Source organism: Halopiger xanaduensis SH-6 (genome assembly GCF_000217715.1).
GTDB classification, from domain to species: Archaea; Halobacteriota; Halobacteria; order Halobacteriales; family Natrialbaceae; genus Halopiger; species Halopiger xanaduensis.
This window is the reverse complement of record NC_015666.1, coordinates 2784248-2802550: the sequence shown is the minus strand read 5'-3', so window position 1 is coordinate 2802550 and position 18303 is coordinate 2784248. Positions and strand designations below refer to the sequence as shown.

General features: G+C 66.9%; 22 protein-coding genes. 12 read left to right on the top strand and 10 right to left on the bottom strand.

The window, feature by feature from the left end; all coding sequences use genetic code 11:
- Together pyrH and HALXA_RS13690 are read right to left on the bottom strand one after the other, a co-directional pair.
- On the bottom strand, positions 1 to 750 hold the full coding sequence (gene pyrH / locus HALXA_RS13695) for a UMP kinase (RefSeq protein WP_013880972.1): 750 nt from the start codon (positions 748 to 750) through the stop codon (positions 1 to 3).
- A gap of 129 nt (positions 751 to 879) precedes the next feature.
- Positions 880 to 1914: a CapA family protein gene (locus tag HALXA_RS13690; protein ID WP_013880971.1), complete on the bottom strand. Its 1035-nt coding sequence runs from the start codon at positions 1912 to 1914 to the stop codon at positions 880 to 882.
- Between the two features lie 139 nt (positions 1915 to 2053).
- Between HALXA_RS13690 and HALXA_RS13685 the strand changes: the two genes are divergently transcribed.
- The 3 genes from HALXA_RS13685 to HALXA_RS13675 all read left to right on the top strand — a co-directional run bounded on the left by HALXA_RS13685 (position 2054) and on the right by HALXA_RS13675 (position 4873).
- Positions 2054 to 2905, top strand: a complete 852-nt coding sequence (locus tag HALXA_RS13685) for a molybdopterin synthase (RefSeq protein ID WP_013880970.1) — start codon at positions 2054 to 2056, stop codon at positions 2903 to 2905.
- A gap of 250 nt (positions 2906 to 3155) precedes the next feature.
- Positions 3156 to 3401, top strand: coding sequence for a DUF7123 family protein (locus HALXA_RS13680; RefSeq protein WP_013880968.1), 246 nt, complete (start codon positions 3156 to 3158; stop codon positions 3399 to 3401).
- A gap of 317 nt (positions 3402 to 3718) precedes the next feature.
- Positions 3719 to 4873: a site-2 protease family protein gene (locus HALXA_RS13675; RefSeq protein ID WP_013880967.1), complete on the top strand. Its 1155-nt coding sequence runs from the start codon at positions 3719 to 3721 to the stop codon at positions 4871 to 4873.
- Between the two features lie 60 nt (positions 4874 to 4933).
- Here HALXA_RS13675 and thiL read toward each other — a convergent pair whose 3' ends face one another.
- The gene (gene thiL, locus HALXA_RS13670; protein ID WP_013880966.1) at positions 4934 to 5836 is read right to left on the bottom strand and encodes a thiamine-phosphate kinase; all 903 of its coding nucleotides are present in this window, start codon (positions 5834 to 5836) and stop codon (positions 4934 to 4936) included.
- Positions 5837 to 5967: 131 nt separating this feature from the next.
- Here thiL and HALXA_RS13665 point away from each other — a divergent pair, with 131 nt between their 5' ends.
- From HALXA_RS13665 to HALXA_RS13645, 5 genes are all read left to right on the top strand, one after another.
- Positions 5968 to 6423 (top strand): 30S ribosomal protein S19e, encoded by a 456-nt coding sequence (locus tag HALXA_RS13665; RefSeq protein WP_049895314.1) that lies wholly within the window; start codon positions 5968 to 5970, stop codon positions 6421 to 6423.
- A 97-nt stretch (positions 6424 to 6520) separates the two neighbouring features.
- Positions 6521 to 6871 (top strand): DNA-binding protein, encoded by a 351-nt coding sequence (locus HALXA_RS13660; protein WP_013880964.1) that lies wholly within the window; start codon positions 6521 to 6523, stop codon positions 6869 to 6871.
- Complete coding sequence (locus HALXA_RS13655; protein WP_013880963.1) at positions 6871 to 7470, top strand: alpha hydrolase; 600 nt, start codon at positions 6871 to 6873, stop codon at positions 7468 to 7470. Before HALXA_RS13660 ends, HALXA_RS13655 begins: the two co-directional genes overlap by 1 nt.
- A gap of 145 nt (positions 7471 to 7615) precedes the next feature.
- Positions 7616 to 8914: a histidine--tRNA ligase gene (gene hisS, locus HALXA_RS13650; RefSeq protein WP_013880962.1), complete on the top strand. Its 1299-nt coding sequence runs from the start codon at positions 7616 to 7618 to the stop codon at positions 8912 to 8914.
- A 215-nt stretch (positions 8915 to 9129) separates the two neighbouring features.
- Complete coding sequence (locus tag HALXA_RS13645) at positions 9130 to 9663, top strand: DoxX family protein (RefSeq protein ID WP_013880961.1); 534 nt, start codon at positions 9130 to 9132, stop codon at positions 9661 to 9663.
- A gap of 122 nt (positions 9664 to 9785) precedes the next feature.
- Here the strand turns inward: HALXA_RS13645 and HALXA_RS13640 are convergent, their stop codons facing one another.
- Positions 9786 to 9977, bottom strand: a complete 192-nt coding sequence (locus HALXA_RS13640; RefSeq protein WP_148263645.1) for a hypothetical protein — start codon at positions 9975 to 9977, stop codon at positions 9786 to 9788.
- A 186-nt stretch (positions 9978 to 10163) separates the two neighbouring features.
- Between HALXA_RS13640 and HALXA_RS13635 the strand changes: the two genes are divergently transcribed.
- From HALXA_RS13635 to HALXA_RS13625, 3 genes are all read left to right on the top strand, one after another.
- Positions 10164 to 11675 (top strand): sulfatase-like hydrolase/transferase, encoded by a 1512-nt coding sequence (locus HALXA_RS13635; protein ID WP_013880959.1) that lies wholly within the window; start codon positions 10164 to 10166, stop codon positions 11673 to 11675.
- A 106-nt stretch (positions 11676 to 11781) separates the two neighbouring features.
- Positions 11782 to 12270, top strand: a complete 489-nt coding sequence (locus HALXA_RS13630) for a hypothetical protein (protein WP_013880958.1) — start codon at positions 11782 to 11784, stop codon at positions 12268 to 12270.
- Positions 12271 to 12388: 118 nt separating this feature from the next.
- Positions 12389 to 12595, top strand: a complete 207-nt coding sequence (locus HALXA_RS13625; RefSeq protein ID WP_013880957.1) for a hypothetical protein — start codon at positions 12389 to 12391, stop codon at positions 12593 to 12595.
- Between the two features lie 98 nt (positions 12596 to 12693).
- On the opposite strand, the gene HALXA_RS13620 is transcribed toward HALXA_RS13625, so the two are convergent.
- From HALXA_RS13620 to HALXA_RS13600, 5 genes are all read right to left on the bottom strand, one after another.
- Positions 12694 to 13218 carry a desampylase gene (locus HALXA_RS13620; protein WP_013880956.1) on the bottom strand — a complete coding sequence of 175 codons (525 nt, stop codon included), beginning with the start codon at positions 13216 to 13218 and terminating at the stop codon, positions 12694 to 12696.
- A complete protein-coding gene (locus HALXA_RS13615; protein ID WP_013880955.1) occupies positions 13215 to 14186 on the bottom strand; it encodes an ABC transporter substrate-binding protein in 972 nt (323 codons plus the stop codon). Before HALXA_RS13615 ends, HALXA_RS13620 begins: the two co-directional genes overlap by 4 nt.
- A 180-nt stretch (positions 14187 to 14366) precedes the next feature.
- On the bottom strand, positions 14367 to 14561 hold the full coding sequence (locus tag HALXA_RS13610) for a cold-shock protein (protein ID WP_013880954.1): 195 nt from the start codon (positions 14559 to 14561) through the stop codon (positions 14367 to 14369).
- Positions 14562 to 14635: 74 nt separating this feature from the next.
- The gene (locus tag HALXA_RS13605; protein WP_013880953.1) at positions 14636 to 15250 is read right to left on the bottom strand and encodes a hypothetical protein; all 615 of its coding nucleotides are present in this window, start codon (positions 15248 to 15250) and stop codon (positions 14636 to 14638) included.
- 90 nt (positions 15251 to 15340) lie between these two features.
- Positions 15341 to 16087 carry an SDR family oxidoreductase gene (locus HALXA_RS13600; protein WP_013880952.1) on the bottom strand — a complete coding sequence of 249 codons (747 nt, stop codon included), beginning with the start codon at positions 16085 to 16087 and terminating at the stop codon, positions 15341 to 15343.
- Positions 16088 to 16202: 115 nt separating this feature from the next.
- Here HALXA_RS13600 and HALXA_RS13595 point away from each other — a divergent pair, with 115 nt between their 5' ends.
- A complete protein-coding gene (locus HALXA_RS13595) occupies positions 16203 to 16472 on the top strand; it encodes a hypothetical protein (RefSeq protein ID WP_013880951.1) in 270 nt (89 codons plus the stop codon).
- 91 nt (positions 16473 to 16563) lie between these two features.
- On the opposite strand, the gene HALXA_RS13590 is transcribed toward HALXA_RS13595, so the two are convergent.
- A complete protein-coding gene (locus HALXA_RS13590) occupies positions 16564 to 18102 on the bottom strand; it encodes a carboxypeptidase M32 (RefSeq protein ID WP_013880950.1) in 1539 nt (512 codons plus the stop codon).
- Between the last annotated feature and the right edge of the window lie 201 nt (positions 18103 to 18303).

Here is an 18303-nt window from a genome sequence, read left to right as displayed (position 1 = left end):
TTATCGCTCTTGCTCTTGCTCTCGCTCGTCTTCGTCGCTCGCCCAGTAGGTCGGTTCCTCGCCGGCGCCCTCGGGCACGACGTCGGTCCCGTCGTGTTCGCCGTGACGGACGGCGCGCGCGATGCGATCCGGATCGGTGCCGTCGAGGACGATCGTGCGCATCCCCGAGCGCTGGATGATCTTCGCCGCCAGCAGGTCGACCGGGGCCGACGAACCGGCGTTCATCTCGAGGCCGGCGATGACGTCCACGAGCTCGGTTGCGGAGAGCGAGTCGTACTTCGTCGCGTCGTCGTCCTCGTTCGGGTCGGCGCTGTAGACGCCGGGGACGCTGGTCGCGTAGACGAGCAGGTCGGCGTCGATGTACTCCGCGAGCGCGGCGCCGACGGCGTCGGTCGTCTGGGCCGGCGCGACGCCGCCCATGATGCAGACGTCGTCGCGGCGCAGCGCCTCGCTGGCCTCCTCGTAGTCCTTTGCCGGCGCCGCCACCGACTCCGAGCCCAGCGCGGCGATGAGGAGTCTGGCGTTGAGCCGCGTGACGTCGATTCCCAGCTGATCGAGTTCGATCTCGTTCGCCCCCAGATCGCGAGCGGCGCTGATGTACTCGCGCGCGACGCCGCCGCCCCCGACGACGGCACCGACGCGACAACCGTCCGCGACGAGGTCCTCGATGACGGCCGCGTGCTCGGACACCCGATCCGCACCGGGCTCGGGAACCAGCACGCTACCGCCGATAGAGACGACCACTTTCATACTACCCCGGTGTAACGGGGTTGCTATCTTAAGGGTTGCCAACTGCACACTCGAGCGTTGGCGCACACCACGGCACGCGCGCTCACGGTCGGCGTTTCGCTCTCGGCGCGCCGCGTCGACTCGAGGGGGCTACGACTCGAGCGACAGGACCAGCGCCTCGCCGTCGCGGCCGAACTCGGTACCGAACGGCTCGGACAGCTCCCGCATTCGCTCTCGAGACCGCGCGGCCGCGTCGGGGCTCGCCTCGTGGACGGCACAGTTGTCGATCTCCGTCGGGTGGAGGCGCAGTTCCGTCGGCTTTCCTCCAGATGTCGCCGCCAGCTCGAACAGGAAGCTCCGGTCGTTTCGCAGGTCGTCGTCGACCGCGTAGTCGTCGACGAAGTCGCCGGTATCGTACAGGATCGGGCAGCCGTCGTGGACCTCGATCCCCTGAAAGACGTGCGCGCTGTGCCCGTGGACGATATCGACACCTTGCTCGATCAGCCAACGGCCGAACTCCTGAAACGCCGGCGGCGGCTCCTCAACCATGTTCGGGCCCCAGTGCAGGGACGCGACGAGCAGGTCCGGATCGGTCGCTCGCGCGCGCTCGAGGCCCTCCCGGGTGCGCTCGATGCTCGCCGCGTCGTCGACGTCGATTTCGATCCGCGCGGTTCCGGGGGCGGTCTCGTCGGCCGCGTACTCCGGCGTGTTGTCCGTCAGCGAAACGACGGCGACGTCGAGCGCTGCCTCCTCGCCACCGACGCGCCGAACCGCCGGCTCGAGTGCTTCGTCGATCGTTTCTCCCGCGCCCGCGCGGTCGATTCCGGCCTCGTCGAGGTGCTCCAGAGTGTCCCGCAGGGCGGCTTCCTCGTAGTCGAGGACGTGGTTGTTCGCGAGCGCACAGACGTCGACGCCGGCCGCCTCGAGGGCGGGCACCGCCCGGGTCGGATCGGCGCGGAAGTGAAACGGCCGGCGCGTACGGCGCCACTTCCGGCCGCGGGTCGAGAGGACGCACTCGAGGTTGATTACGAGCGCGTCGAGCGCTTGCAGCCGCTCGCGGACGGTTCCCCACACCGCGTCGACCGAGCGATGTTGCTGGCGATCGTCGACGAGGCGGCCGAGCATCACGTCGCCGGTGAACCCGATGCGGACGGTGCGTTCGCGGTCGCGATCCCCGTCGACCATACCGGTCGTTCGCGAACCGTCCGCAAAACGGTCGGGGACCGTTTCGCGCCGTCGTTGTCCAGCGTTCGAATCGGCCGACTGCGCACGATCGCCGGCAGTCAGCGACAGCTACAAACCCCGACCCGTCCATATTTCGGGTATGCACGTACTCGGCATTCTCGACCGCGGGGCGGACGGCGGCACCCTCGAGCGGGTCGTCGACCGAGTGGTCGATCAGCTCTCCGCGCGGGGGCGAGTCGGCGTCGTCAGATACGACGCAACGATCGCCGACGGCACCCGCGCCGCGCGAGAGACGGCGATCGGCGGCGACGTCACCTACGACCTCGGCGCCGACGGCGACTGGACGGCGACCGGAACGGGGCTGTCAGTACAGGGCGCGCTCGACAGCCTGGCGAGCGACTGCGAGTACGCCGTCGTCGTCGGCGTCTCGGACCTGCGGTATCCGGCGCTGGTCGTCGGCGACGAGTCGGACGACTCCGAAGCCGAATCCGTACCCGAAACCGCGGGCGACGTCATCGCAACCGTCGGCTCGCCTGCCGACGTCAGCGACGACCTCGTCGGCGATCTCGAGGCCGCCGAACCCCACCGGACCCTCGAGTCGATCGTCGCCGACGTAAAGCGGTCTCCGAAGGCGGATCGGTCGGGCGCGATCGCCACCTTCACCGGCCGCGTCCGCGCGAAAGACGCCGCGGACGACGCGCGCACCCAGTACCTCGAGTTCGAGAAGTACGAGGGCGTGGCCGACGAGCGGATGGCCGCCATCGAATCGGAACTCGAGGAGCGCAACGGCGTGCTCGAGGTCGAACTCTACCACCGAACGGGCGTCGTCGAGGACGGCGAGGATATCGTCTACGTCGTCGTGCTCGCAGGCCACCGCGAGGAGGCATTCCGGACCGTCGAAGACGGGATCAACCGACTGAAAGACGAGGTCCCACTGTTCAAGAAAGAGGTCACGGTCGAGGACGAATTTTGGGTGCACGACCGATCCTGAGAGGATGAATTCTTCGAGATGAATACAGAAATAAACGAATGACGCTAGAAAGCGACTCTTAATCAATCGATAACGAGTTCGCAGCGATAATGGATTAGAAGCGGTTATAAAATTTCTCGAGCGATCTGAGCCGCCAGTAAAACGTATCGTAAATGAGAATAAAACGTTGCTTACACCCCAGATCGCTGAAGGCAATCGAAAATTCGCTAATCATCCTCCCTTTATAACAGGTCTCCACCACAAGGCGTTGATGTCGATGAGCACGACAGCCCAACCCTCCACGGAAAGCAAAGAACGCCGCCTCAAACGCTACCTGCGCGAACGCGCAGAAGACGGAGAGCTGTACTTCAAAGGCAAGTTCATCGCAGACGACGTCGGTATGTCCCCGAAAGAGATCGGCGCGCTGATGGTCAAGCTCTCGGAATCGGCCACCGACCTCGAGGTCGAGAAGTGGTCGTACACGAGCGCGACGACCTGGCGCGTCGAGACGGCGTAATGCCGATGCCATCGACGCACGAACCGACTGACACCCCACCGACACGCCCCGCCCCCTGACCACCTCACGCACGTGGATTCTGCGCCACGCCATACACTCCACGCACACACGCCATACACTCCACGTGCCGGCGCGTCCTCGACGCCATCCGGCACGCCCGCTCTGATCGAGCCCCGCTCGATCGGTTCCCGCGATTCGTTTTTTTTTTTGCAGTCGGTTCGTCCCGCCCAGTGCGAACTGGTGCTGCCATACCGACCGAAACCAAACAGGTCCCCCGAGGCAGTCGATTTATACGAACCGATGACGAACCACGAGTGATGGACGACGGCGACGCGTCCGGGTTGAAGCCGACCGAGGCGACCGGGCCGATCGAGGACGGCCCGCCGCGCGAACGGATCGAGTCGGTGTTCGCGATCTACGAGACGCGGGTCGAAGACGAGCAGCTGATTTACTACGGCGATCCGCTGAAACCGCCCGAACAGCTCGTGCGGGAGCTCTGGCCGATGTTTCGGGATTCGGGCTACGACCTCGAGTTGACGACGCGCCGCGGCGAGTACGTGCTCGTCGCCGAACCGACGGATATCGGCATCGACGGCATTCCATGGACGAACCTCGTGTTGCTCGGTCTGACGGTCCTCTCGACGCTGTTCGCCGGATCGATGTGGTACCACATCGATCCGATCGCCAATCCGGGCAACATCTGGAAAGCGTGGCCGTTCACGGTCTCGATCCTCGGCGTCCTGGGAATCCACGAGATGGGCCACTACGTGATGAGCCGCTACCACAACGTCGACGCCTCCTTACCCTACTTCATCCCGATCCCGACGCTCATCGGGACGATGGGCGCGGTCATCAAAATGAAAGGCCGGATTCCGAACCGGAAGGCGCTGTTCGACATCGGCGTCGCCGGACCGCTCGCCGGGCTCGTCGCGACGGTGATCGTCACCGTGGTCGGCCTCCACTTACCGCCCGTGACCGCACCGCCGGACATCGTTCAGGACCCCAACGCCATCCAGATCCAACTGGGCTATCCGGCGCTGCTCGAGTGGCTCGCCGCGGTCTTCGACCAGCCGCTGTACCGGGACGATCCGGCGACGGCGGTGAACCCGGTGGTCATCGGCGGCTGGGTCGGGATGTTCATCACGTTCCTCAACCTGATCCCGGTCGGGCAACTCGACGGCGGTCACATCCTCCGGGCGATGGCCGGCGAGATGCAGGAATCGATCGCAGCGCTCGTGCCGGGCGTCCTCTTCGGCCTCGCGGCCTATCTCTACTACATCCTCGACTACAGCGGCAACTCGGTCGCGATCTGGGCGTTCTGGGGCGTCTTTACCGCGGTGCTGGCGTCGGTCGGGCCGGCTCGGCCCATCCGCGACGAGTCCCTCGGGGCCGGACGGTTCGTCCTCGGACTGGTCACGTTCGGCCTCGGACTGCTGTGTTTCATGGCGGTCCCGATCGCCATCATTGAATAACGCGTCGGACGGGTCTCGAGTCCGGGTCCGGGTTGCCGTCCACGGTCCGGTTCGCCGTCCCTATTCGCCGTGCGTATAGCCGCGATCCGCGAGCGGTTCTCCGTCGAGGGTGATCCCGTCGTCAGAGTCGACGACGGCGCCGATCACCGATATGGCAACGTTCGACTCCGACCGGACGGCCTCGAGCGCGTCCTCGGGTACCGTCGCGACGAGTTCGAAGTCCTCGCCGAAGGTCGTCGCGTACTCGAGCGCCTCGCGCTCGCCGTCCGCGACGTCTCGAACCGCGTCGGCGATCGGAACGGCGTCCGATTCGATCGCGAAGCCGCAGTTGCTGGCCCCCGCCAGCTGGTGCAGCGAGCGGGCGAGCCCGTCGCTCGAGTCCATCATCGCCGTCGCGTGCGGTGCGAACGCGCGGCCGGCCCGAACGCGGGGCTCGAATCGAAACAGATCGTTCGCGCGTTCGCGCAAGGACGCGTCGTCCTCGCGGTCGGCGCGGCGGAACAGCTCGAGGCCGGCGGCGCTGCGTCCGAGCGTGCCGGTCACGCAGACGAGATCGCCGGGTTCGGCGCCGCTGCGGCGGACGGGGTCGTCCGTCCGCCCGATCGCGGTCGTCGCGACCGTAAACTCCTCGTGCTCGTCGAGGTCGCCGCCGACGTACTCGGCGCCGACCAGTTCGCAGACCTCCCGCGCGCCCCGCACGAACGCGAGCAGTTCGTCGCGGTCGAACTCGGGGACGGCGTAGGCGGCGACGGCGGCCGTCGCGTCGGCGCCCATCGCCGCGACGTCCGACAGCGAGGCGCCGACGGCCCGCCAGCCGGCCGTGTACCGCGTGGTTCCGTCGGGAAAGTCCGTCCGCTCGTGGAGCATGTCGGTCGTCACGACCAGTCCGTCGACGGCCGCCGCGTCGTCGCCCGCGGCCGCAAGTTCCCCCTCCAGCAGCGCCAGTGCGGCGCGTTCGTCCATACCCCCCGTTCAGACTCGAGGACGAAAAACGGTCGGGATGCGGTGACAGTGTGCGCGGAGCGGAACGAAGCGGAGCCGCCGAGCGCTCCGATACGATGGTCTTAAATGCCGCGGAAGGAAAGCACACGCCAATGGCTACGATGTACGACGTTCCGGCGGACGCCCTCATCGAGGCGCTCGCCGAGGACCTCGAGGAACGGCTCGACGAACCCGACTGGGCGCAGTTCGCGAAGACCGGCGTCGACCGCGAACTGCCCCCCGAACAGGAGGACTTCTGGGCGACCCGCGCGGCCAGCCTCCTGCGCAAGGTCGCCGACCGCGGTCCGGTCGGCGTCGAACGACTCGCGACCGAGTACGGCGGCGGCAAGCCCGGCTCGAACCGCTACCGCGTCGCGCCGGACAAGCGCAGCGACGGCTCGCGCAACCTGATCCGAACGATCCTCCAGCAACTCGAGGAGGAAGACCTCGTCGAGACGGCCGAAGGCGAAGGTCGCCGCGTCACGCCCGAGGGCCAGAGCCTGCTGGACGACACCGCCGGCACCGTTCTCGAGGACCTCGACCGACCGGAACTCGAGCGCTACGCGTAAGCCGATTGCCGACTTTTCGCGCGAGCTACCCGCTCAGCCGCCGCTCTGGCGACCGTCGTCCGTAATCATTTTCCCGCCTGCAGCGTAAGGGACGACCATGAGCGAACGCCCAGACGACGACCGACTCGAGGAACTGCGAGAGCAGAAGATGGAGGAGCTGCAGGAGCGGGCCGAATCGCAACAGGGCGGAGAGGCCCAGGAGGCCGCCCAGCAGCAGGCCGAAGCCCAGAAGAAGGCGGTGCTGCGCAAGCATCTGACCGACGACGCCCGCAAGCGGCTCAACACGGTCAAGATGAGCAAGCCGCAGTTCGGCGAGCAGGTCGAGCGACAGGTCATCACGCTGGCCCGCAGCGGCCGCATTCAGGGGAAGATCGACGACGACAAGATGAAACAGCTGCTGAAGGAGCTGAAACCCGACTCCAAGAGCTTCGACATCCAGCGACGCTGATGGAACTCGGACTGCTCTACAGCGCGGGCAAGGACTCGACGCTCGCGGCGCTTCTCCTCGAGGAGTTTTACGACGTCACCCTCGTGACGGGCCACTTCGGCATCAGCGACGACTGGCAACACGCCCGCGAGACCGCCGACGCGCTCGGCTTCGAGTTCGAGCGGCTCGAGCTCGATCCGGACGTCGCCCGCGAGGCCGTCGACGTCATGCTCGAGGACGGCTTCCCACGAAACGGGATCCAGCGCGTCCACGAACACGCGCTCGAGCGACTCGCCGCCGAGGAGTCAGGGTTCGACGCGGTCGCCGACGGCACCCGCCGGGACGACCGCGTGCCGACGATCTCGCGCGCGCAGGCCCAGAGCCTGGAGGATCGCCACGGCGTGGACTACATTTCTCCGCTGGCGGGGTTCGGCCGCGGCGCCGTCGACCGACTCGTCGACGCGAATCTGGCGGTGACGGTCGGCCCGAGCGAGGAGATCAGCCGGGCAGACTACGAGGCCGAACTGCGGACGCTGATCGCCGAACGGGAGGGTCCCGCCGCGGTCGGCGACGTCTTCCCGGATCACGAACAGACGTACGTGACCGACGTCAGGCGGTAACGCGGCGTCCGGTCGCGATTCTCTTCGGTAACGCGCGTCCGTTGCGACGTAGAGCGGCGTCTGCGGTGACGCGCCGATCGGATCGCGGCTCGACGGGCGTCCGACGATGAAAGGATAGAAGTTCGCCGTCGGCGAATCCACGTTCATGTACGACGGAATCAAGGGCTTTCGCGATTTCTACCCCGGCGAGATGGCCGCCAGGCGGGAGACCATCGACACGCTGGAGGATACCGCCCGGCGGTACGGCTTCCGGGAGATCGGGACGCCCGCCTTAGAGCGCGCCGAGATGTGGACCGACAAGAGCGGCGACGACATCGTCGACGAACTGTACTCCTTCGAGGACCAGGGCGGTCGCCACGTGACGCTGACGCCCGAACTCACGCCGACGGTCGCCCGGATGGTCGTCGCCAAGCAACAGGAGCTCTCGAAGCCGATCAAGTGGTTCTCGACGCGCCCGTTCTGGCGCTACGAGCAGGTCCAGCAGGGCCGCCAGCGCGAGTTCTACCAGACCAACGTCGACATCTTCGGCTCCTCGGAGCCCGAGGCCGACGCCGAGATCCTCGCGTGGGCTGCTAACGCCCTGACGAACCTCGGACTCACCGGCGACCACTTCGAGTTCCGCGTCTCCCACCGCGACATCCTCGGGGGCGTCCTCGAGAGCTACGACGCCGACGTCGACACCGAGGCGGCGATCCGCGCGGTCGACAAGTCCGACAAGATTTCGCAGGCCGAGTACCACGATCTCCTCGTCGAGGCCGGCCTCGATTACGACCAGGCCGAGGAGTTCGCCGATCTCATCGCTGGCGGCGACTTAGAGGAAGTCAAGAGCTTCGCCGACACCGAGCGCGTGACGGCGGCCGTCGACAACCTCCAGAACGTCCTCGAGGCGGCCGAAGACTTCGGCGCGCGCGACTACTGTTCGATCTCGCTCGAGACGGCCCGCGGGCTTGACTACTACACGGGCGTCGTCTTCGAGTGCTTCGACTCCACCGGCGAGGTCTCGCGCTCGATCTTCGGCGGCGGCCGCTACGACGACCTGATCGAGAGCTTCGGCGGCCAGCCGACGCCCGCGGTCGGCGTCGCGGTGGGCACCGCGACGCTGCCGCTGTTGATGCAGCGGGCGGGCGTCTGGCCCGAGGAGGAGGTGACGACCGACTACTACGTCCTCCAGATCGGCGACACTCGATCGGAAGCGGCGCGGATCACCCGGGAGCTCCGCGAGCGCGGCCACGTCGTCGAGACCGACGTCGCCGGGCGCTCGTTCGGCGCGCAGCTGAACTACGCCGACTCGATCAACGCCGAGACGGTCGTCATCGTCGGAGAGCAGGACCTCGAGAACGACGAGGTAACCATCAAGGACATGGAATCCGGAGACCAGACGCAGGTCCCGGTCGACGAGTTCCCCGGCGATCTCGAGCGGCCGACGTACGACGACGTCGCCTGATCGGCTCCGGCGCTGTCCGACCGGCATCGTCTCTGCTCTCGAATCGTCCTGCGGCCGCTCTTTCTCGTGTATTTCGCCTGCTCGAGGCCGAACGCCGTTTCGTACTTAAACACCCTCTATTGCCCGGGTGAAATCGACGCCGTTCCTGTCGAACGGGAAATACGGCGGCTCTTAACGTCCGATAGCGCCAACGAACTACTGTGAGGTGAAGCCCAATGGCAACTAACGAAGCCACCGTCAAGTGGCTCGGCAGGCGGCAGGAGTTCGAGTACGCCGACGGCGTCGCGGGGTACACGATGGTACTGATCCGGCTCGTGGTCGGCTACTGGTTCCTCCACGCCGGGTGGGGGAAGTTCGCGTTCGTCGCGGGCGAGCCGTTTGACGCGGCCGGCTACCTCGCGAACGCCGAGACGCCGATCATGCCGCTGTTCGAGTTCGTCGTCGGCACGCCGTGGCTGCTCGAGTTCACCAACGTGATGATCCCCCTCGGCGAGTTCCTCATCGGCCTGGGGCTCATCCTGGGAGCGCTCGTGCGCCTGGCCGCCTTCTTCGGCGGCGTCCTGATGGTGTTGTTCTATCTGGGCAACGCCGACTGGGCGAACGGCTACGTCAACGGGGACCTGCTCGGGCTCCTGATGTTCGTGCTCGTCGGCGTCTTCGCCGCGGGCCGCATCCTCGGCGTGGACGCCTACCTCGAGGACACGGAGTTCGTGAAACGGCGGCCGTGGCTGCGCTACCTCCTCGGCTGATCGGCCGAGGACGGTAGTAGAATCGGAATCGGAACTGGGCGGTCGGCGACCGTCGATTTCCCGCCGGTTGCGACGTCACGACGAGATCGGCCGTCGTGGCCGGCGGCGATACTGGTTCCGCGTCAACAATTCCGTTTTTGGTCCGTCGTAGACTCCGCTCGTTCGTTCGCGGCGCAAGCGGCTGCGTCCTCGGCCACCACCGAGTGGCCGGTCTCGGCGTGGTGGTCGATCATCGCGCGATCGAGCACGGGTCGCTCGTCGCGGTCGTCGATCTCGTACGACCAGTCGCAGGTTTCGCAGTAGGCACGGGTCACGATACGTGACTGTCGTCTGGCGACGACTATCATCGGTCGGATCGACATATTGCCGATTAATAGTTCCGGAATCCGATATCGAGGTCGAGACGGTCGAAATCGACCGCTACTCGCTCGAGACGACCGGCCGACCGCGAGCCCGTCGCAGGGCCCACCGTTAACTTCGCCGCCGGCGTACCCCGCCCGATGGCCGACGGCGACACTGGAACTCGTCCGAACGTACTGTTCGTCCTCACCGATCAGGAGCGGTACGACTGCAGCGCCCCCGACGGGCCGCCGGTCGAGACGCCGACGATGGATCGGCTCTCGAGCGAGGGGATGCGCTTCGAGCGGGCGACGACGCCGATCAGCATCTGTACGAGCGCGCGGGCGTCGCTCATGACCGGGCGGTTTCCCCACGGGCACGGGATGCTCAACAACAGCCACGAGGCCGACGCGATCCAGCCGAACCTGCCGCCGGAACTCGAGACCTTCTCCGAATTGCTCGCGGAAAGCGGCTACGAATGCAGCTACACCGGGAAGTGGCACGTCGGTCGCGACCAGACGCCCGAGGACTTCGGCTTCTCGTATCTCGGCGGCAGCGACAAGCACCACGACGACATCGACGACGCGTTCCGCGAGTACCGCGAGGAGCGCGGCGTCCCGCTCGGCGAGGTCGACCTCGAGGAGGAACTGTACACGGGCGACGATCCCCGCGACGGCGGAGAGGGGACGTTCGCCGCCGCGAAAACCCCGGTCGACGTCGAGGAAACGCGGGCCTGGTTTCTCGCGGAGCGGACGATCGACGCGATCGAGCGCCACGCCGCGGGCGAGGACGAGGGCGACCGCGACGGCCCCTTCTTCCACCGCGCGGACTTCTACGGCCCCCACCACCCCTACGTCGTCCCCGAACCCTACGCCTCGATGTACGATCCCGACGAGATCGACCCGCCCGAAAGCTACGCCGAAACCTACGACGGCAAGCCGCAGGTCCACGAGAACTACCTCCACTATCGCGGCGCCGACGGCCTCGAGTGGGACCACTGGGCCGAGGCGACCGCGAAGTACTGGGGGTTCGTCTCGCTGATCGACGACCAGCTCGATCGGATCCTCGCGGCGCTCGAGGAACGCGCACTCGCCGACGAGACGGCCGTCGTCCACGCCTCGGACCACGGGGACTTCGTCGGCAACCACCGCCAGTTCAACAAGGGGCCGCTGATGTACGACGACACCTACCGGATTCCGCTGCAGATTCGGTGGCTCGGCGTTACGGAACCCGGATCGACCTGCGAAGCGCCCGTCCACCTGCACGATCTGTCCGCGACCTTCCTTGAGATGGGCGACGTCGAGGTCCCCGAGGCGTTCGACGCGCGGAGTCTCGTACCGCTGCTCGAGAACGGCGGCGACCCCGCTGCGGCGTCAGTCGACTGGCCCGACTCGACGTTCGCCCAGTACCACGGCGACGAGTTCGGCCTCTACACCCAGCGGATGGTCCGCACCGAGCGGTACAAGTACGTCTACAACGGCCCGGACGTCGACGAACTGTACGATCTCGAGGCCGACCCCGCGGAACTGCAGAACCTGATTGACCACCCCGCCTACGCGGACGTGCGCCGGGAGCTACGCGAGCAACTCGTCGACTGGATGGAGCGGACGGACGACCCGAATCAGGGGTGGGTGCCGAACGTACTCGAGCGGGCGTCGCGGAACGACGGCTGACGGACAACCGGACACGGAAGCGTACGTTTACGGTCACCAAGCGGATACTGCCGGACATGAACGGTACCTGTGACGCGATCGAGACCGACCGCGAGGGGGATGCGCGATGAGCGGGTCCGGACCGCGTCGCGGCTCGAACGGAGAGCCCGACCCCGAGGAACTCCGCGAGGAGGCCACGGAGTACGAGACTATCGCCGACGCCCTCGAGGACCTTGTCGAGGAACTGCGGGACGAACCGCTCCGACAGACGCGCCTCGAGGGGCTGTTCGACGAGGCGACGACGAGCAATCCGAACATCTGGAACACCGTCACCGCCTTCATCGACGTCGAGGACGGCGAGGCCGTCGTCACCGACGAGAGCAAGCTCGCGGAAGGGAGTTGGGCGCCCGAGATCGTCGAGGGCTGCGACGCCATGGTCACGATCGACGTCCAGCGCGGGCTGATGCCGGACGACTTCACGTACCTCGTCGGGAAGAAGCTGCAGGACGAGATCGACGAGTTCCGCCGGCGGGCGGCGAAGGCCCGACAGCGGGCGGCCGCCCTCGAGGACGGCGACGGTACCGACGCCGAATCGAACTCGAACGACGACACGTAACTGGCGATCAGGCCGACGTAGTGGGATATTCGTAATCCGGTGACAGCGAGCCGATCGCGCCGATACACCCTATCATTTTGGGATCACGCTCATACGCGGGAGCGGTGAACGGTGGCGCATGTCCGGCGACGACCCGGCGCTCGAGCAGGGCGAGGACGACTCGAAGCAGTTCCTCGTGAGGTGCGAATCCTGCTCGTTCGAACGGTCGACCGACGGGCGGGAGGAAGCGACGCGGCTCGGCAACATTCACCACCGGGAGACCGGCCACGAGATCGTCGCCCTCGAGGTGCCGCCGTCGGTCGAACCCGACTCCGAAACGAAGTGAGAGCGCGCTCAGCCCGCCGTTATCGGGGCCGAAGAGCCGTCGCTGGAGCGGTTCGAATGATGGAGGTCGCGGTCACGCGCCCGTTCAACGACCGTCGATCACTCGCCGATACGCCGAATTCGTTCTCGTTCGAATCGTCCGGCCGCGCTCGAGTCGGCGTCGGTCTCGTCGCTGTCCGCACCGTCGCTGTCATCCGTCGCTGACTCCTCCGATCGCCAGCGCCACGACCCGACCGCGAACGGCTCGAGCGAGACGATCAGGTACGATCGGTCGGGCCAGGTCGCCTGCGCGGCGTCGGTCGCGCTGGGTCGCGGCGGTCCGCGCGGGTGGGAGTGGTAGAAGCCGACGATCTCCTCGCCGCGGGCCTCGAGGCGCTCGAAGATCGCGAGTTGCTCCTCGGGGTTGATCCGGTAGCGCGTTCGGGGCGTCTCGGCGGCGTTTTCGGCGGGGTACTGCGAGCGAACGCGGCTCCGCTGCGGATCGAAGTCGCCGCCGAATACGCCACAGATTTCGTGCGGGCGGCCGTCGCGAGCGCGCTCGAGGACGGCGTCGCGAACCGCTTCGGGGACGACCAGTTCTGGTTCGCGGTCGGCAGCCGTGCCGTCGTCAGGATCGGACGTCACGGTTCTACGCGAGCGTCGGCTCCAGCGTCTCGCTCGAGCTCGTCGAACGGGACGGCCATCCGCTCGCTATCGGACGCCGCGAACGATCCGTCGAACAGGTCCGGCTGCACGATCGGCGCGAGTGTCTCGAGCGTGTCCACGAGCCGGGGGCCGGGTCGGTTGAGGTAGTGGTGGCCGTCCATCGCCCAGACGCGGCCCTCCTCGACCGCCGTCAGGTCCGCCCAGCCCTCGCGCTCGGTGAGGTCGGTTCGGTTGGCGGCGGTCTGCTCGAGGTCGAACCCGCAGGGGGCGACGACGATCAGTTCGAGATCGTACTCGCGGATCTCCACCCACTCGCGCGGCCGCGAGCGCTCTCCGACGTCGGCCAGCCCGTACTCGCCGCCGGCCCACTCGACGAGTTCGGCCGTCCAGTGTCCCGCGATCATCGCGGGATCGGTCCAGTCGAAGATTGCCACTCGCGGACGCTCTCCGTCCTCGAGATCGGCGGTCCGCTCTCGAACGCGGTCGATCCTGGCCTCGAGATCCGCCCGCACTTCGCGAGCGCGCTCCTCGCGGCCCGTCGCGCGACCGATTCGCTCGACGTCCTCGAGGACGTCGGCGACGCTGTGGGGGTCGGTGGTGAGGATTTCGGGATCGGCCGAGATTTGCTCGACGGCGTCGGCGACGACTACCTCGTCGACCGCGCAGACGTCACAGATCCCCTGCGTAACGATCAGGTCCGGCTCGAGTTCCTCGAGCGTCTCGACGTCGACGTCGTAGACGCCGTCGGTCCCCTCGTCGGCGGTCGCATCGAGCACCTGCGCATCGATCTCGCCGCTCGAGCCGTCGGCGTCGATTTGCGAGCGGGTGATCGCGGGCGCCGACGCGGCGTCGGGCGGGTAGTCGCACTCGTGGGAGACCCCGACGGGCTCGAGTCCGAGCGCGGCGACGATCTCGGTCGCCGAGGGGAGCGTCGTGACGATTCGCATGTGATCGGCTACGCGGCGGACGGTGAAAAGCGACAGTGTCGGCTCGAGGGAGAACGGGTGCTCCGCGGGGGTCGTTTCGACCCCGACATCGGTCGTGCGAGCCGCTGGCTCGAGCGGATAGTGTACGGAAAAAGCCTCGTTCAGACGTGCCGGAAGCCGGCAGCCGAAGTCGGAGTTAGGTTAGTTGCGGACGACGTTCGTCGCGCGGGGACCCTTGGGGGCCTGTTCGATGTCGAATTCGATCTCCTGTCCTTCCTCGAGGTCAGCGCCGCCGACGTCTTCCATGTGGAAGAACACGTCATCGTCCGCGTCCTCAGTCGAGATGAAACCGTAACCGCCTGTGTGGTTGAAGAAATCAACCTTACCGTTTGCCATTACAAACAAATGTAGTGCCGATACACGGATAAGGCTTCCGAGGGTCGCGGTACCACGACCGTCACTGCTGTGAGCTACAACTCGTCGCCGGTATCGTAACCGTTCGAGTCCGACTCGTCCGCGTCGGGGTCGACGTCGGTTCCATCGCCCGACTCGTCGAACTCCACCGTCGTCTCTCCGGCGTCGAACGCGTCCGCCTCCGACCCGGAATCGACTGGCTCTCCCGCAGACCCCTCATCGATGTCGAACTCGTCCGTCTCGAGTTCCTCGCCGCCGACGTTGACGGCGCCGTCCTGGATTTCGATGACCACGCCCTCGTCGTCCGGCGAGGTGCCGAGCACTCGGTTAGCCGCCGACTCGACCTCCCGATTGACCTCCCAGACGAACCGGAAAACCGCCTCGAGTTCGGTTCCGGCGGTCCGGAGCCCCTGTTGGGTTCTTGGGACGTCCTCGGGGGAGAGCCCGCTCAGACTGCGAGCGCCCTCCGGGTGCAGGTACTGGAGCGGGTGGTCGTTGGGTACCTCCTGTAAGTCGACCTCGAACGACCAGAGATAGGGCAGCGCCTGCAGCGCGTACCCCTTCGGTTTCGGCGCTCTGCGGCCCGCGACGGAGAAGACGGTCGTCAGCGCCGTCGTCCCCGCGTCAGTGTCGTAGTAGACGCCCGGCAGTCCCGGTACTGAAACGCGCATACTCGAGTCGAAGGACTCGCCGAGGGTGAGTGTCTCGCCGGCAGTCGCCAGCCGATAGGTATACGCTCGAGCGAAGCGGCCGCAAGTCGCTCAGAAGTTGTCCGCGAACTTGTCGCGCCGGTTGATGTCGAGTTCGCTGATGCTCGAGTGGGTCTGACTCGCTGCAAAGCGGATGGCGTCCGCGACTTCCGCGGGGTCGCTCGCCTCGTCCTCGTCGAATACCTCCGCGAACGTCGACCCGTCGGTCGTCTCGAACTCCGAGCGAACTTCGGCGGGGTTGACGACCGTGACGCCGACGCCCTCGTCGCCGACCTGCGCGGCGACGCTCTTGGCGAAGCCCCGGACCCACCACTTCGAGGCGGCGTAGACGGGGTTGAACGAGCGCGGGTACTGGCCCGCGAAGCTGCCGACGAAGATCAGGTGGCCGTTTCGCTCGCGGACGTGGGGGATCGCCGCCCGCGTCGCGTAGAAGACGCCGTCGACGTTGGTCTCCTGCATCGTCTCGTACTCCTCGGTCGAGAGGTCTTCGACGTCGCTGCCCCGAGACAGGCCGGCGTTGTTCACCAGCACGTCGATGCCGCCGAACGCGTCGACGGTCTCGTCGATCAGCGCGTCGACGTCGTCCTCCTCGCGGACGTTCGTCGGGACAACCAGCGTCTCGACGCCGTGTTCGGTCTCGAGGTCGGCGGCGGTCTCGCGCAGCGGTTCCTCGCTTCTGGACGCGAGGACGACGTTTGCGCCAGCCGCCGCGAACGCGCGGCAGGTCGCCTCGCCGATGCCGGAACTCGCGCCGGTGACGATCGTTACGTCGTCCTCGAGTCGGTCTGCGTGTGCCATAGGCGATCCGTCTACCTCGAGGACGTTCGGTGTTTCCCCGGCTTCCCTCCCGCTCGCGTTCGCAGCCATCCGCTGCCACCCCGGGGCTATTACGTCTCGACGGCCTATCGAACGTATGGCCGATACTGATGTCGATGCCGACACTGGCGCCGGCGACGGATCGATCCGGCCGTGCCACCGTCGTGACTGCGACGAGCCGGCGGCGTTCCTCGCCCTCGAGCGGTACCAGGAGGAGACCGGGAAGGGCGCGGTCGAGGCCGAGGCGGCGCTCTGTCGGGACCACGCCGCCGAAGAGCATCCGACGAACCTCGACGGCGCGTACCCGGACTACGTCTTTCGCGTCGAGCCGCTTCCGGAGGAGACGGACGACGACGACGCCTCGTAAACTGCTCGAGTCGGGAAACGCGATCCGACGAGGACGCGTCCGAAAACAGGCCGAGTCCGATTCCAGTGTCGGCGTCGGACCCGCGGTCCGATCAGTAGCCCTCGAGGTCGTACAGTTCGCCGTACTTCTCCTCGACGTACTCGAGGAAGTGGTCGGCCGTCAGCTCCTCGCCGGTCGCCCGTCGGATCAGGTCCTGCGTCTCGTACTGCTTGCCGTGCCGGTGGACGTTCTCGCGGAGCCAGCCGTTGAGCGCGTCGAAGTCGGCCTCGCGGACGTCGTCGTCGAGGTCGCCGAGTTCGTCCTCGGCGGCGGCGTAGAGTTGCGCGGCCAGCACCGACCCCAGCGAGTAGGTCGGGAAGTAGCCGAAGGAGCCGTGGGACCAGTGGATGTCCTGCAGGCAGCCCTCGGCGTCGGTTTCGGGGCGAACGCCCAGATACTCCTCGTACTTGTCGTTCCAGACTTCGGGGACGTCCTCGACCTCGAGATCGCCCGAGATCAGGTCGCGCTCGATCTCGAACCGGATGACGATGTGGAGGTGGTAAGTGAGTTCGTCCGCCTCGACCCGGATGAGGTTGTCGTCGTAGACCTGGTTGGCGGCCTCGTAGGCCTCCTCGGGCGTGACGTCCTCGAGTTCGGGGAAGCGCTCGGCGGCGATCGGCAGGAAGTGCTCCCAGAAGGGCCGGGAGCGACCGACGTGGTTCTCCCAGAGTCGCGACTGGGACTCGTGGACCGAGAGGTCCCGGGCCTCGCCCAGCGGGGTGCCGTAGCCCTCGTCGGGGAGCCCGAGCGTGTAGTTGGCGTGGCCGAACTCGTGGATCGTCGAGGTGATCGAGCCCAGCAGGTCGTCCTCCTCGAAGCGGGTGGTCACGCGGGCGTCGAACTGCGTGCCCGAGGAGAACGGGTGCGGCGCCGTATCGAGGCGGCCGCGATCCCAGTCGTAGCCCAGCGAGTCCAGCACGTCCCGCGCCAGCGCCTCCTGATCGTCGTCGTCGAACTCGCCGGCGAAGGCGTCGGTCGTCAGCTCGGCGTCGCTCCCGTCGACCGCCTCGATCAGCGGGACGAGTTCGTCGCGCAGGTTCTCGAGCACGCGCTCGGCGGTCTCGAGGTCGATGTAGGGCTCGTACTCGGCGAACAGGACCTCGTAGGGATCGGCGTCGGGATCGACGTGGTGGGCGTAGTCGCGCTTGAGTTCGACCAGCTTCTCGAGGACGGGCGCGAACGTCTCGAAGTCGTCTTCCTCCTTGGCTTGCTTCCACTTGGGGTGGGCGTTTGCCGTCGTCTCGGAGATTTCCTCGACTAACTCTTGCGGGACGCTGGTCTCGCGGTCGTACTGGCGGCGGATCTCGCGGACGACGGCGGCTCGCTCGTCGTCGAGTTCGTCGGCCTCCAACTCCTCGAGCAACTCGCCGGTCTCGTCGGCGGTCAGCAGTTCGTGGCTGATCGAGGACAGCGTCGAGAGCTGCTGTGCGCGGGCCGGCGTCCCCTCGTCGGGCATGACGACCTCCTGATCCCAGCGCAGGATGCCGGCGGCGTTGCCGACGTTGGAGATGCGCTGGACGCGCGATTCGAACTCGTCGTAGGTGTCAGTCCCCTCGCTCTCGCTTTCGCTCCGGGCCTGATCGGTTGCCATGGGCGCAGGTACACGAGGTACCGGTATCAACCTCGTGGTTCCGGGCAGTTTCGAGGGGCTCGAGCGGACGGGGATCCGCGAACCAGTGTGGCGGACGGACGAACTTCTCAGTAGTCGTGACGATCGGAACCGCTGTCTGCGGCGGATAACGGATATCGTTCATCGGGAGTTCGACAGGCACGAAATCGGTGTAGAATGTGC